At 65.7% G+C, this 12,936-nt stretch carries 14 protein-coding genes; 5 read left to right on the top strand and 9 right to left on the bottom strand.

Annotated features, from left to right (window positions below):
- Positions 1–224 precede the first annotated feature (224 nt).
- On the top strand, positions 225–443 hold the full coding sequence (locus LJ656_RS11010) for a hypothetical protein (RefSeq protein WP_230509459.1): 219 nt from the start codon (positions 225–227) through the stop codon (positions 441–443).
- A gap of 173 nt (positions 444–616) precedes the next feature.
- Here the strand turns inward: LJ656_RS11010 and LJ656_RS11005 are convergent, their stop codons facing one another.
- Together LJ656_RS11005 and LJ656_RS11000 are read right to left on the bottom strand one after the other, a co-directional pair.
- Positions 617–895: a hypothetical protein gene (locus LJ656_RS11005; RefSeq protein WP_230509458.1), complete on the bottom strand. Its 279-nt coding sequence runs from the start codon at positions 893–895 to the stop codon at positions 617–619.
- A gap of 144 nt (positions 896–1,039) precedes the next feature.
- A complete protein-coding gene (locus tag LJ656_RS11000; protein ID WP_230509794.1) occupies positions 1,040–1,798 on the bottom strand; it encodes a Mut7-C ubiquitin/RNAse domain-containing protein in 759 nt (252 codons plus the stop codon).
- A 93-nt stretch (positions 1,799–1,891) separates the two neighbouring features.
- Here LJ656_RS11000 and LJ656_RS10995 point away from each other — a divergent pair, with 93 nt between their 5' ends.
- Together LJ656_RS10995 and LJ656_RS10990 are read left to right on the top strand one after the other, a co-directional pair.
- On the top strand, positions 1,892–2,761 hold the full coding sequence (locus tag LJ656_RS10995) for an NAD(P)-dependent oxidoreductase (protein ID WP_230509457.1): 870 nt from the start codon (positions 1,892–1,894) through the stop codon (positions 2,759–2,761).
- Positions 2,762–2,867: 106 nt separating this feature from the next.
- The gene (locus tag LJ656_RS10990) at positions 2,868–3,503 is read left to right on the top strand and encodes a LysE family translocator (RefSeq protein ID WP_230509456.1); all 636 of its coding nucleotides are present in this window, start codon (positions 2,868–2,870) and stop codon (positions 3,501–3,503) included.
- 230 nt (positions 3,504–3,733) lie between these two features.
- Here the strand turns inward: LJ656_RS10990 and LJ656_RS10985 are convergent, their stop codons facing one another.
- The 3 genes from LJ656_RS10985 to LJ656_RS10975 form a co-directional block, all read right to left on the bottom strand.
- Positions 3,734–4,558: an OmpW/AlkL family protein gene (locus tag LJ656_RS10985; RefSeq protein WP_230509455.1), complete on the bottom strand. Its 825-nt coding sequence runs from the start codon at positions 4,556–4,558 to the stop codon at positions 3,734–3,736.
- A gap of 197 nt (positions 4,559–4,755) precedes the next feature.
- Complete coding sequence (locus LJ656_RS10980; protein WP_230509454.1) at positions 4,756–6,006, bottom strand: DUF2957 domain-containing protein; 1,251 nt, start codon at positions 6,004–6,006, stop codon at positions 4,756–4,758.
- A gap of 152 nt (positions 6,007–6,158) precedes the next feature.
- Complete coding sequence (locus tag LJ656_RS10975; protein WP_230509793.1) at positions 6,159–7,529, bottom strand: DUF2957 domain-containing protein; 1,371 nt, start codon at positions 7,527–7,529, stop codon at positions 6,159–6,161.
- A gap of 118 nt (positions 7,530–7,647) precedes the next feature.
- On the opposite strand from LJ656_RS10975, the gene LJ656_RS10970 reads away from it, so the two are divergent.
- Complete coding sequence (locus LJ656_RS10970) at positions 7,648–8,007, top strand: hypothetical protein (RefSeq protein WP_230509453.1); 360 nt, start codon at positions 7,648–7,650, stop codon at positions 8,005–8,007.
- Positions 8,008–8,027: 20 nt separating this feature from the next.
- On the opposite strand, the gene argC is transcribed toward LJ656_RS10970, so the two are convergent.
- The 4 genes from argC to LJ656_RS10950 form a co-directional block, all read right to left on the bottom strand.
- A complete protein-coding gene (argC, locus tag LJ656_RS10965; RefSeq protein WP_230509452.1) occupies positions 8,028–8,975 on the bottom strand; it encodes an N-acetyl-gamma-glutamyl-phosphate reductase in 948 nt (315 codons plus the stop codon).
- Between the two features lie 182 nt (positions 8,976–9,157).
- Positions 9,158–9,730 carry a flavodoxin family protein gene (locus LJ656_RS10960; RefSeq protein WP_230509451.1) on the bottom strand — a complete coding sequence of 191 codons (573 nt, stop codon included), beginning with the start codon at positions 9,728–9,730 and terminating at the stop codon, positions 9,158–9,160.
- A gap of 27 nt (positions 9,731–9,757) precedes the next feature.
- A complete protein-coding gene (locus LJ656_RS10955; protein ID WP_230509450.1) occupies positions 9,758–10,354 on the bottom strand; it encodes a YbhB/YbcL family Raf kinase inhibitor-like protein in 597 nt (198 codons plus the stop codon).
- A 293-nt stretch (positions 10,355–10,647) separates the two neighbouring features.
- A complete protein-coding gene (locus tag LJ656_RS10950) occupies positions 10,648–11,334 on the bottom strand; it encodes an orotate phosphoribosyltransferase (RefSeq protein ID WP_011490079.1) in 687 nt (228 codons plus the stop codon).
- 290 nt (positions 11,335–11,624) lie between these two features.
- Here LJ656_RS10950 and LJ656_RS10945 point away from each other — a divergent pair, with 290 nt between their 5' ends.
- The gene (locus LJ656_RS10945) at positions 11,625–12,872 is read left to right on the top strand and encodes an MFS transporter (RefSeq protein WP_230509449.1); all 1,248 of its coding nucleotides are present in this window, start codon (positions 11,625–11,627) and stop codon (positions 12,870–12,872) included.
- The last annotated feature ends 64 nt before the right edge of the window (positions 12,873–12,936 follow it).

The raw sequence follows: 12,936 nt of genomic DNA, 5'->3' as shown, positions 1-12,936 counted from the left end.
TCAGCGGTCTAGGTATTGTCCCTGGCAGGGAATACTGAATAACTGAAAGCGCGCTGAAAGCACGGTGTCTCCCGGAAAATACATATCGAGTTTTACGCATGACAAACCGCCTACGCTTGGGTAATACTCTCCCGCGGGGAGCCGAAGGCATCTCGCAGCCTGCTCTACCGTGCAGTTGTTTTCAATTCACATTCGACTTAGTCGTCAGGTTTGGGGATCAACACATGAAAAAAGTCATCGTCTCGCTCGCAGCCGCTTCGTTCGCGCTGGTTTCCGTTCAGGCTTTCGCACAGGCATCGGACGCAGCTGCTGCGCCGGCTGCCGCTGCTGCTAGCGCACCGAAGAAGCACCACGTCAAGCAGCTGAAGACCCACGGCAAGCGCGCGCCGGTGGCAGCAGCAGCTTCGGCAGCAGGCACGAACGACAAGGGCGCGGCAAACTAAGCCGACGCACGCTCGTCGCTACGCGACGTAGCGGTTACTTGCGTCGTGCGGTTCGCCGCCCGCGGCAGCCGGTGATAAACCGGATTGCCAGCAAAAAGGCCAGAGCTTTCGCTCTGGCCTTTTTGCATCCGCGGCGCGTTTTACGCCGCTTATGTCACGCTCGACCCGGACGATCAGCCTGCCAGTCCGCGCCGGATTACTTCGTCCAGCAGACCGTTCAGCCCGTCCGGATGGGTGGCCGCGCGCGTCTTCAGTTCGTTCACGAGTTCGCCGTTGAGCTTGCACGCAAACGCGACGAGGCCTTGCGCCTGATCGAGCTTGCGCTGTTCGCGCCGGTCGGCGACCGGTGCGGTCGCGGTGCCCTTGCCGGCGCGGTTCGCACCCGCCTGCTTCATTGCGTTGTTCAGTTTCAGCGCCTTGTTCTTTTCAAGGTCGGTTTTTTTCATCGCCATCTGGAAGGCCTCTGCGAGGTAAATAAGCCAGCATTGTACGCAGCCGCGCAAGCCGTGGCGCCATGCGGCCTGGCGCGGTGCGCATCGCGAGTGCGGGGTGGGCGCGGGTGAGCGCCAGGCGAGCGAGTCATGAGTGCGCCGATGTTAGTCCGCGCGCTCGGCCGGCGGTGCCGACACGCTGTCCATTAACGCGCGCATCCTCTGCCAATGCGTACCTTCCCAGAAGATCCGCTGGCATACGTCGCAGGTGACGAAGCGGCTATGCCGCTGCAACACGCCGTGCGGCACCCGCGGCCCCGCTTCCTCGCGGGCGATGCGCCGCAGCGGCACATTGCACATCAGACAAAGCCGGAACGGTTGCGCGCTGCGCGCCAGATCGAGCCGTTCGAACACTTCGCGCAATTGCTCGCGCGGACGCAGCGCGCGCACGTAGCAGCCGTGCGTGATATTGCGGCGTTTGAGCAGTTCGCGGTCGCGTGTCAGCACGATGCGCTGTTGCGAGGCGGCGAGCGCTTCGATGTCGGCATCGGGGTAGTGGTTGTCGTACAGCGTATCGAAGCCGGCCAGCCGCAGCAGCGGCGCAAGGCCGCCGAGATGCGCGTCGGCGATGAAGCGCAACACCCGCAGCGGCCGCTCGCGTACGCGCAGAAGCGGCTGGATGTCGAGCGCTTCGAACTTCGGATAGACGGCGACGCGATCGCCGTCCGCGAGCGGCTGATCGAAGCCGACCGACACGCCGTTCACCAGAATCAGCTCGACCTCGGTATGCGGCACCCCGAGCACTTCTATCATGTGCTTGGTGGTCGCCCCGCGCGCGCACACGCAGGCGAACTCGCGCCGGCGCAACTGGCGGGCGAGAAAGTCGTTCAGCTCCTCGTAGAAGCGGAAAGTCGCGGTGACCATCATGGCAGTATCGCACCGTCCGTGCTGCGCGTTGTCCTGCGCATGTCGCATGAGTGTGCTTTACTTCGGGTTCTTTAGTTGACGGAGCGATAGATGGACATCGGTTTTATCGGTCTCGGCGAGATGGGCGCCGCGATGGTTGCAAACATTCTGAAAGCCGGGCACCAGGTGCGCGTGTGGAACCGCTCGCCGGAGAAGGCCCAGCCGCTGGCGGCACTCGGCGCGCAGGTCGTCGCGACGCCGGCCGAAGCGTTTGCGGGCGACGCCGTGTTCTCGATGCTGGCCGACGATGCCGCACTGCGCGAAGTCATCACCGCGTCGCTGCTCGAGCACGCGCCGCGCGGTCTGATTCACGCGAACATGGCGACGATTTCCGTCGCGCTCGCCGAAGAACTCGCGACCGCGCACGCGTCGCGCGGCGTTCACTATGTCGCCGCGCCGGTGCTCGGCCGCCCGGATGTCGCGGCGGCCGGCAAGCTGACGATCGTCGCGGGCGGGCCGGCCGAGTCGATCGACCGGCTCCAGCCGGTGTTCGACGTGATCGGCCAGAAAACCTGGCGGATCGGTTCGCTGCCGCAGCAGGCCAACGTGATAAAGCTCGGCGCGAACTTCATGCTCGGCGCGGCGATCGAGACGCTTGGCGAAGCCGCGGCGCTCGTCACCGGCCACGGTCTGGCGATGCAGGACTTCCTCGACGTGATCACCAGCGGCCTGTTCCCGGGGCCGGTGTATGCGGGCTACGGCAAGCTGATCGCCGACCAGCAGTTCGAACCGGCGCTGTTCAAGGCGCGCCTCGGCCTGAAGGACGTGCGCCTCGCGCTGGCCGCCGCCGACGCGGTGACCACGCCGATGCCGGTCGCGAGCGTGGTGCGCGACAGCCTGATCGAAGCGATCGCGCACGGCGACGGCGAGAAGGACTTCGCGGTGCTGGGCCAGGTCGCGGCGCGGCGCGCTGGGCGCTAAGCGCTAAGCACTAACCGCTTAGCGCTGAGCGCGGGCGAGCGTATCCGGCCGGGTCGGGCGGCAAGGCATAATAGCCGCCCGATTTCTCTACATTCCCCCAGTTCCGATGACTCTGCATACCTGGTGGCTGTTCGTCGCCACCGTCTTCGTCGTGTCCGCGATTCCCGGTCCCAACATGCTGCTGGTGATGACGCACGGCGCGCAGCACGGCCTGCGCCGCGCCAGCGCGACGATGGCGGGCTGCCTGTCGGCGCTGGTGCTGATGCTGGCGGTCTCGGCGGCGGGGCTCGGCGTGCTGCTGGCCGCGTGGCCGACGATGTTCAACGCGCTGCGCCTGATCGGCGCGGCTTATCTGGTCTATCTCGGTATCAAGGCCTGGCGCGCGCCGGTCGATGAAGCCGCCGCGCACAATCTCGACGAACAGTCGGCGAAACCCGCGCGCTCGCGCTTCGCGCTGTTTCGCAACGGTTTTCTGGTCGCCGGCAGCAACCCGAAGGCGATTCTGTTCGCGGCCGCGCTGCTGCCGCAGTTCATCGACGCGAGCGAGCCGAAGCTGCCGCAGTTCGGCGTGCTGGTCGCGACCTTTGCGGCGATCGAAGTCAGCTGGTATCTGGTCTACGGGGGCTTCGGCACGCGTATCGGCTCGAAGCTGAAGAGCCGCAGCGTCGCGCGCGCTTTCAACCGGCTGACCGGCGGCGTATTCGTCGGTTTCGGCGCAATGATGGCGCTGGTGCGCCACTAGGCACCACGCCGGCAGCGGGAGGTGGGGAGCAGGCGGACACTACGAAATATGACCGTTGTATGTAAGCAACATTGAGGGTCAACCCTAATTTGCATGTTGCGTCGCACCAAGCGGTTTGCTATAGTTCTTCTTGTCTCCTCCATGTCTCCTCTGATATGGATTCAGCCCGCCAACCTAGGCGGGCTTTTTTTTTGCCCTATTCCGGGCCACTGGGTTGCGCGGCAGCGCCGTCAGAACTTGTACGACACCGCCAGGAAGGAAATGATCGGATTCGCGCTCAGATCCGCCTTCGACACACCCAGCTCCGTCCCGTCCGCCGCCTTGATGATCACCGACGAGGTCGTCTTCAGCGGGATATAGGTGACCGACGCCACCAGCCCCCAGTGATCGGTGATGTTGTACGCGAGCCCCGCGTTGAACACCGGTGCCCACGATGACGACGCTTTCCCCGACACCTGCGTCGTTCCGCTCTTGCCCGCGCCCGCGGCGAGCACCGCGCCGAGATTTTCCTGAGTCGCTTTGACGAAATTCGGGCTCAACTGGATGTCGGAGAACCAGTTATATGACACGCCGATGCCGAGAAACGGCCGCAGCTTCGCGGTCGGCTCGTTGAAGTAGTACTGGAACATCAGCGCCGGGCTCCACTGCCGCACGCTCTTGACGATCGGATTGGCCTGCGGGTCGCCCAGGTTCTGCTGGCCGAGCGCGCCGGCCGGTCCCGGCGGCTTGATCGTGCCGTGACCGTAGATCTTGAAGGTCGGCGGGATGCCGGCGACGGTGGTGACCGCGATATGGTCGGTCAGGTAGTGGCTGAATACCAAGCCCACCGTGTTCGCGGAATTGGTCGACAGACCCGTGCCCGCCGACGTGAACTGATCCGGCAGCCGCAGCGGCGTGTTGATCGGCGTCGGCGCGACGTGGGTGGTGAGCGGCGTGCTCGAATCCTGCGGCATCACGTGGAACCAGCCGAGCACGGCGACGTTGTCGCCCGCACGCTGGGCGTACGCACTGACCGACAACAGCGTCGCCAGTATCGCGAGACAGAGTTTTTTCATCGTGTTTTCTCCTCAGACGCCCGGCCGGCATGTCGCGCGACGGGCGGCGGCGCGCGTCGGGCGGGCCGCCGCGCTGGATATTCGGGGGGCGGCGGTCGCCGCGTCGCCGGCTGAGCGCCCAGCGAGGGCAGCGCAGCGCAACGCGGCAACCGCTGTGCGGACGGCGGCCGGCAGGCCGGCGCCGCCGCGGTTGGCCATTACTGGACGAAGGCGCCGATCGTGAAATACGGCGATGACGCGTCGGTCATGTCGAGGTAGCCGAACACGCCGCCGGTGAAGATCATCTTGCCGGTCGCCTTGGTGCCGGTGGACGCGCCGACCTTGTAAGTCGTCACGACGCCCGGCACGGTCTGCGAGAAGTCGAAGTTCAGCGCGGTCGCGAGCGATGCCTGCGACGCGTTGAACGGATCGAGCAGCGTCGCCTCGGTGCCCTCGAGCGCGGTGGTCCGGTAGTCGAACTGGCTGTCGACGCCGATGTACTCGCCGTTCTGCGCGTTCACCGTGGTCGCGATCTGCGGCGCGAGGATCGAGATGCCCGATTCGTCGTCGGCGTACGGGCCCGTTTCGCCGTTGACCGCGGTGGTCGCCGAAGAGTTGGCCGCGCCGGTGCGCACGAGGATCGGCACCAGCTGGTTCTTCAGCTTGCCGACGATCATGTAGCCGCGTGCTTTCGGTGTAGCCGCGAGCGTCGGCTTGGCCTGGCCGAGGAAGTTATTGGTCTGGAATGCGCCGCTGCCGTCGGTGGCGGCGCTGAAGTTGCCGCCCGGCTGCTGGCAGGTGCCCGCATGGACGCCGGTGTTGTCGCACTCGCTCCACGTGCCGTCGGCGTTGATCGTGATCTTCGAATCGACCGCGACCGGCGCGAATTTCTGCGACGGCACCTGGTGATAGCCGACCTGGTTGTAGGTGCCGGCGACATTGGCGAGATTCGTTTCAATCGACGAGAAACCGATGAACGGGTAGTACGGGAACGTAGTGTCGGGCACCGCGCCGACGCCGAGCACCCCGCCGAACGAGATTTCGGCGCCCGGGATCGTGCCGCCTGCAACCCCTTCGCCGACGAAAATTCGCGCCGGCCGGCTCGAATCGAGGCTTGCGCCGTTCAGGCGGAACGCGCATTGATTGAGCTTGTTGGTCGGCAGCAGCGTTTCCTGGCTCAGCGTGCCGCTCGCGGTCTGCCCCGCGCGGGTCGGCATCACGGTGCCGGCGGTCGCCGGAATCGGCGACTCGATGTAGCTGATCTGCCAGGTCATCTTGCTCGTATCGAGCCGCAGCTTGACGAGCTCACCGTCGCCGCCGCCGCCGGTGAAGACCGTGTTGTAGTCGAGCGCCGAAGGGCACAGCCGCGTCTCGGTCATCGGTCCGGCGCCGTTGTCACTGCCGCCGCCACCGCCGCACGCCCCCAACGGTGCGGACAGCGCCAGCACCGAAACGATTCTCCAATTCATACCGCCTCCCAATGTTGTCGTTGTATGGGGCCGGCTCCGCGTCCGGCCGCCTTCTGCCTGATCTGTCCCACCGCGGAGTCCCGCCGCGAGCGGGGCGGCCGTGCGTTGCGCGCGGCCGGTCCTTTGCCCTTGATGTGCCGCCTGTTTGCGGCTTACTTGCTGATCTGCGCGCCGATCCCGAAGTACGGCGCGCTCGGCGTATCCGGGTTGGCCGAGGTCGACGCGATGCCGCCGTTTTCGCTGCCCTGGATCACGGTCGCGTACAGGCCGCCCGATGCGATCGCGAGACCGGTGTGGCCGTTGCCGTCGAGCACGTTGACGAGTCCCGGGGTCGACGCGCCGTAGCCGAGGCCGACCGTGCTTTCCGGGGCCGACGTCGAGGGATTGATGAAGGTCGCGGCCGCGCCCTGCACCAGCGTCGCCGTGTACTTGAAGTTCGAATCCGCGCCGACGTAGCCGCCGTCGAAGCCGCCCGATGCGAGCGGCGTCGCCGCGGCGAGCATCGCGATGCCGGATTCGTCGTCGACCTGCAGCGTGTCCGGATTGGCGAGGCCGGTGCGCACCACCAGCGGGACCGTCGCGCCGTTCAGCTGGCCGAGGATCATGTGCGCGGTGCCGAAATTGCCGGTGCGCAGCGGGTTGGCGGCGGCGCCGGTGCCGGGCACGATCTGCGGCGGTGTGCTGCTGTCGAAGTAGCCGTTGCTGTTGAGCGTCAGCGGTTTGCCGGTCGACAGGCAGCCGGTCGAGCTCGACGACGTGCAGTTGCCGCTCGCGTCGAAGGTCTCGACCGCGTTGGTCGCGATCGTTTCGTAGTTCGCGGTCGGCGACAGGTGGTACAGCAGCGCGTTGTAGGTGCCGGGCAGCCGCGACAGGTCGGTGGTCGTGCTCGCGAAGCCGAGGAACGGATAGAAGTCGAAGTGCCGTTTGGTGACCGCGCCGAGCGTCGTCACGACGAGGTTGATGCCCGCGTATTCGACCGTCGCGCCGGGTATGCCGCCGCCCGCCACGCCCTTGCCGACCAGCACCATCGGTGGATTCGGGTTGTTCACGAAGCTGGGCGTCGTATAGGTCGTGCCGTTCGACGCGGTGCCGCTGCCCGCGCCGAGGATGAACGCGCAGCGCGTCTGTTCGTCGGTCGGCAGCATCCCGGCCGGCGGGTGGATCACCGGGCCGGCGATCTGCGTGCCCTTGCGGGTGACGGACACGCTGGCGCTGGTCAGCGGAATCGGCGACTCGAGCCACTTCAGCGTGTAGGTCATCGCGGTGGCGTCGATGTTCAGCTGCACGACTTCGCCGCTGCCGGCGCCGCCGAGGTACTTGCTTTTGACGATATCGGCGGTAGCGGGACACAGCGTGGCCGTCGTCGCGCTCGAGGCCGGCGCGCCTTGCGGGCCGCAACTCACGCCCGAACATTGCGTCGGCGTGACCGGGCTCGGATCGCCAGCTTTGCCGCCTCCGCAAGCAATCAGGATCGGCGCTGCGGCAATCGCCATTGCCAGGCCGCGTGTCATCGCGTGCGACATGCTGCTGTCTCCCTTCGTGTAATTGTGCGGAGTCATTTTGCTGTGCGTTTATTTGCTGTCAATTGAATGAGCCGTCTAAAAAGGCTGATTCAAACAGCGTGATTTTCATTGCGCGCGCATGGCACGGACAGTTGCCGTCCTTTTAAACGCAAAAGCTTTTTTCGAGCTGAAGGCGGTGCCGTTGTTTCGCCGCATCGCCTTGCTGGGCAAGCGTCGCGGCAAAAGGCTCTATCATCCTGGCACGACCGTTCGCAAAAAAATCAGGTGTTTCCCCAGGCGGAAAACAATGCATTGCGCGGCAATTGCGGGCACGAATTACCGGAATGCGGTGAATAGTCCGGTTTTAATATTTAAAGTAATTCGGGCTACTACCGACAAGGGGTGTCAAGCGAATTGGATGCGGGGTGTTTTAAAACAGAAAAGCCGGTCTTTGCAGACCGGCTTTTCGACGGGAGTGGCGAACGGAGAGTGCGGATGACCGTTCGCGATGTGACGCGCTTAGCGTTTCAAGCCGGTTTCTTCGGCCGCGCCGATCGCCAGATTCATACACTGGATCGCCGCGCCCGATGCGCCCTTGCCGAGGTTGTCCAGCCGCGCGACGGTGACGAAGCGCTCTTCGTTGCCGAATACGAACAGGTCGACGCGGTTGGTGTCGTTGTTCGCCTGCACGTCGAAGAAGCCGTTGTCGAGATTGGCGTCCGCATCGAACGGCGCGACGTGCACGAATGCTTCGCCCGCGTAGTACTCGGCGAACAGCGCCTGCACGTCTTGCGGCGTCGCCTTCTTGGCCAGCTGGTTCGGCGAGAAGTAGGTGGTGACCGCCAGACCCTTGTAGAAGTCGCCGACGATCGGCGTGAAGATCGGCGCCGACGTCAAGCCCGTATGCGCGGCCATTTCCGGCAGATGCTTGTGGGTCAGGCCGAGCGCATACGGACGCGGGCTCTTCAGCTTGCCGTTACCGCCGGCTTCGTAGTCGGCGATCATCTTCTTGCCGCCGCCGCTGTAACCGGTGATCGAGTATGCGTGCGCGGCGAACTCGGGCGCGACGACGCCGGCTTCGACGAGCGGGCGCATCGCCAGCACGAACGCCGACGCGTGGCAGCCCGGCACCGCGATGCGTTTCGCGCTGCGCAGACGCTCGCGTTGCGCGCGCGCCAGTTCCGGCAGGCCGTAGGCCCAGTCGGCCGCGGTACGGAATGCGGTGCTCGCGTCGATCAGCACGGTGCGCTCGTTCTCGACGAGCGACGCGGATTCGCGCGACGCGACATCGGGCAGGCACAGGAACGTGACGTCCGACGCGTTGATGAGACGACGGCGCTCGTCGAGGTCCTTGCGCTTCGCTTCTTCGATACGCAGGATTTCAACGTCGGCGCGCTTCGACAGGTATTCAAAAATCTTCAGGCCGGTGGTGCCTTCCTGTCCGTCGACAAAAACTTTCGTGCTCATCTCGATCTCACTCGCTGGAAACGGGGCGCGACGCCGCGCCGGAACGTTATTTTAAGACGTCAGTGCGCCGCTCGTGCGGCGCAGCGCGAAAAAACGACGATGCGCGCGCAACGTGACAGCGACGTGAAGTGTTGCGCGGCAGATCCGAGCGGATGCGGGGAAGTTGGCGGAAGATCGCGGGGCTAGCCGCGCGCGGCGATCCAGCGCGCGGTCACGGCCGCAATGCGCGCGCCGAACGCCCGCGCGGTCTCGAGGTCGCCGGGCGGCGGCGCTTCGTCGGGCGATGCGTCGGCCGCCGACTGGGTCAGCAGCCCGGTAAAGCCGCCGACGAAGTTCAGATCGTTGCGGGTCGCCGCCTTCGTGTTGGCCGGCATCATGCCAGTGCCCGCCCAGATCATGCTGTGCTGCATCGCCAGCGTGACGAAGTACTGGATCGTCGAGAACTTGTCGCCGTTCATCGTCGCGGAGTTGGTGAAGCCGGCCGCGATCTTGTCTTTCCACGCCTGGCCGAACCACGGCTTCGAACTCGCGTCGGCGAATTTCTTGAAGTCGGCCGACGGTCCGCCCATGTAGGTCGGCGCGCCGAAGATCAGCGCGTCGGCGGCGGCGAGTTCGTCCCACGCCGCGTCGTCGATTTCGCCGACCGGCATCAGCTTCGCGTCGGCGCCGGCTTCGAGCACGCCCGCGTGTACCGCTTCCGCGACTTTCTTCGTATGGCCGTAGCCGCTGTGATAAACGATGACGATTTTCGACATGTAGTACTCCAGCAAAGTGAGCGGGCGTTAGCGCCCGTAGCTGACCACCAGCTTCGCACTGCCGATCGCAGCGGTGCCGATCTCGTGATCGAACATCAGCGCGGGACGGCCTTGCGCGAGCCGCAGATCGGCGGAGTTCAGCGCATAGACAGTGATGATATAGCGGTGCGGTTTGCCGGGCGGCGGGCAGGGGCCGCCGTAACCGTCGGTATCGAAGTCGTTGCGCGCTTCGACAGCGCCGAGTTTCTTCAGGAACCCCGATGAACTCGCGTTCTCCGGCAGGCTATCGACGTTGGCCGGAATGCCCGCGACGGCCCAATGCCACCAGCCGCGGCCCGGCGCATCCTCGTCGAAAATCGTGATCGCGAAGCCGCGGGTGCCGGCCGGCGCGCCGCGCCACGTGAGTTGCGGCGAGCGGTTGCCGCCCTTGCAGTCGTTCTGGTCGAACACCTGCGCGTTCGGCACCGGCGAGCCCACGCGCAGATTCGCGCTGGTCAGTGTGAAGGCGCCGTCGGCGCGCGCGACCGAACTTTGCGCCGCGGTCAACGCGAGCATTGCGCACACCAGAATCGATCGATGCCACCACGAGGAAGTCAGCGAAACAACCAGGCAACGCGCGCGCATGTGCCGGCTCTCCTGTCAGGGCGCGAGGCGCTCGTCCTCGCGATGGTTGTTGTCCTTAATCGTGCCCTAAAGTGAAACCAAGTCTAACACTTGCATCGGCGCTGGTTAGCTGTGCGATGCATCGTCGTGTGGGGCGTGCGTGTCCGGCGTGTCCCGCAGGTGGTGCGCAGGTGGTGCGTGTCGCGCGGAAAGCCCGAACCGCGCGCCGCTTGCTGAACGCGCATAAAAAAAGCCGCCGGTCGCGAAGACCGGCGGCTTTTCATTCAGCCCGCATCAGGCGGCTGGCTGTGAGCTTACTGCGGCGTCGAGGTGGCGCCGCCGTGCGCGGCCGACCACTCGGCCGGCGCGTGCAGGAATTTTTCCACTTCGTCGAGCGTCCTGGTGTCGAAGTACTTGTTTTCCTTCGCGACGCGCAGTACGTCCCACCACGTGGCGAGCGCGTGCAGATCGACGTCGATGTCTTTCAGCACCGACACGCTTTCCTTGAAGATGTTGTAGTGGAACAGCACGAAGCAGTGGTTCACCGTCGCACCGGCGGTGCGCAGCGCGTTGATGAAGTTGATCTTGCTGCGGCTGTCGGTGGTCAGGTCTTCGACCAGCAGCACGCGCTGGCCTTCGGTCAGCAGACCCTCGATTTGCGCGTTGCGGCCGAAACCCTTCGGCTTCTTGCGCACGTATTGCATCGGCACCATCAGGCGGTCGGACAGCCACGCCGCGAACGGGATACCGGCGGTCTCGCCGCCGGCGACCGCGTCGATCTGCTCATAGCCGACGTCGCGCAGGATCGTCGTTTCGGCCATTTCCATCAGGCCGCGGCGCACGCGCGGATACGAGATCAGCTTGCGGCAGTCGATATACACCGGGCTCGCCCAGCCGGACGTGAAAATATACGGTTTCTCCGCGTTGAAATGCACTGCTTGCACTTCGAGCAGCATTTTGGCGGTGGTGTCGGAGATCGTCTGGCGATCGAAGCCTGTCATGGGCGGATCCTTCGGAATGAGCGGGGGAGAAGCGGGCGCGGGCCCGGTGGCGCAGCAAGCGGAGGTATGCCGCGCCATGCCGGGCGGAATACGCGACCGGCGGTGATACCCAGACCGGCGTTTGCTGCGCGCGTGGGCGGCTATTTTACCCGAAATGGGTGGCGCCGAGGAGGCCGTCGGCGGCTCAACGGCGCGCGCATCGTCTTGTGAGCGCGCAAGGCCGCCTTTACACTCACGCGACTTTGGCGGGCACCCGCCGCGCCCGCTCCCCGACCTACGGAATCCTTTCGATGAACGCCGCCCCTCCCGCTCGCGCGACCGCCGCCGCACCCGCCGCTTCGGCGCTCAAACCGGGCCATGCGGGCCGCGCGCTGCTCGCCGCGGTGCTCGGCTACGCGATGGACGGCTTCGATCTGCTGATCCTCGGCTTCATGCTGCCGGTGATCGCCGTCGACCTGCATCTGAGTTCGGCGCAAGCGGGCGCGCTGGTCACGTGGACGCTGATCGGCGCGGTCGCCGGCGGCGTGCTCTTCGGTGTGCTCAGCGATTATTTCGGCCGGGTGCGGATGCTGACGTGGACGATCCTGATCTTCGCGGTGTTCACCGGGCTGTGTGCGCTCGCGCAGGGCTACACCGACCTGCTGATTTTCCGGACCATCGCCGGGATCGGACTGGGCGGCGAGTTCGGCATCGGCATGACGCTGGTCGCCGAAGCGTGGCCGGCGGCGCAGCGCGCGCGGGTGTCGTCGTATGTCGGGCTCGGCTGGCAGCTCGGTGTGCTGGCGGCCGCGTTGCTGACGCCGCTGCTGCTGCCGCTGATCGGCTGGCGCGGGATGTTCGCCATCGGGCTGCTGCCGGCGCTCGTGTCGTTTTTCGTGCGGCGGCGGGTCGAGGAGCCGGCGCTGTTCACTGAGCGTGCCGCGCGCGGGGTACGCAAGCTGCCGCTCAAACTGCTGTTCGCCGATGCGCGCACCACCCGTGCGAGCCTCGGCGTCACGATCCTGTGCTCGGTGCAGAACTTCGGCTATTACGGGCTGATGATCTGGCTGCCGAGCTATCTGTCGAAGACCTTCGGCTATTCGCTGACGAAGTCGGGCCTGTGGACCGCCGCGACGATTCTCGGCATGGCGGCCGGCATCTGGCTGTTCGGCATCGCCGCCGATCGCTTCGGCCGCAAGCCGACCTTCCTGTTCTATCAGGCGGGCGCGGTCGTGATGGTGTTCGTCTACGCGCAGTTGAGCACGCCGCTCGCGTTGCTGATCGGCGGCGCGGCGATGGGGGTGTTCGTGAACGGGATGATCGGCGGCTACGGCGCGCTGATCTCCGAGCTCTATCCGACCGAGGCGCGGGCCACCGCGCAGAACGTGCTGTTCAACGCGGGCCGCGCGGTCGGCGGTTTCGGGCCGGTCGTGGTGGGCGCGCTGGCCGCGCGCTATTCGTTCTCGGCGGCGTTGGCGCTGCTCGCATCGATCTATCTGCTCGACATCGTCGCGACACTGTTTCTGATTCCTGAACGGCGCGGCGCCGAACTGGAATAACTCCGAATCCGCGCCCGCTGCGCGGCGCAATGTCAAATAGCCAGCGCGCGGAACCCGGCGCCGG

The organism is Paraburkholderia sejongensis (assembly GCF_020880815.1).
GTDB classification, from domain to species: Bacteria; Pseudomonadota; Gammaproteobacteria; order Burkholderiales; family Burkholderiaceae; genus Paraburkholderia; species Paraburkholderia sejongensis.
This window is presented reverse-complemented; position numbering and strand designations above follow the sequence as displayed.

Coding starts and splice junctions, on each gene's coding strand:
- LJ656_RS11010 (WP_230509459.1), top strand. CDS start 225: ATGAAAAAAGTCATCGTCTCGCTCGCAGCCGCTTCGTTCGCGCTGGTT.
- LJ656_RS11005 (WP_230509458.1), bottom strand. CDS start 895: ATGGCGATGAAAAAAACCGACCTTGAAAAGAACAAGGCGCTGAAACTG.
- LJ656_RS11000 (WP_230509794.1), bottom strand. CDS start 1,798: ATGGTCACCGCGACTTTCCGCTTCTACGAGGAGCTGAACGACTTTCTC.
- LJ656_RS10995 (WP_230509457.1), top strand. CDS start 1,892: ATGGACATCGGTTTTATCGGTCTCGGCGAGATGGGCGCCGCGATGGTT.
- LJ656_RS10990 (WP_230509456.1), top strand. CDS start 2,868: ATGACTCTGCATACCTGGTGGCTGTTCGTCGCCACCGTCTTCGTCGTG.
- LJ656_RS10985 (WP_230509455.1), bottom strand. CDS start 4,558: ATGAAAAAACTCTGTCTCGCGATACTGGCGACGCTGTTGTCGGTCAGT.
- LJ656_RS10980 (WP_230509454.1), bottom strand. CDS start 6,006: ATGAATTGGAGAATCGTTTCGGTGCTGGCGCTGTCCGCACCGTTGGGG.
- LJ656_RS10975 (WP_230509793.1), bottom strand. CDS start 7,529: ATGTCGCACGCGATGACACGCGGCCTGGCAATGGCGATTGCCGCAGCG.
- LJ656_RS10970 (WP_230509453.1), top strand. CDS start 7,648: ATGGCACGGACAGTTGCCGTCCTTTTAAACGCAAAAGCTTTTTTCGAG.
- argC (WP_230509452.1), bottom strand. CDS start 8,975: ATGAGCACGAAAGTTTTTGTCGACGGACAGGAAGGCACCACCGGCCTG.
- LJ656_RS10960 (WP_230509451.1), bottom strand. CDS start 9,730: ATGTCGAAAATCGTCATCGTTTATCACAGCGGCTACGGCCATACGAAG.
- LJ656_RS10955 (WP_230509450.1), bottom strand. CDS start 10,354: ATGCGCGCGCGTTGCCTGGTTGTTTCGCTGACTTCCTCGTGGTGGCAT.
- LJ656_RS10950 (WP_011490079.1), bottom strand. CDS start 11,334: ATGACAGGCTTCGATCGCCAGACGATCTCCGACACCACCGCCAAAATG.
- LJ656_RS10945 (WP_230509449.1), top strand. CDS start 11,625: ATGAACGCCGCCCCTCCCGCTCGCGCGACCGCCGCCGCACCCGCCGCT.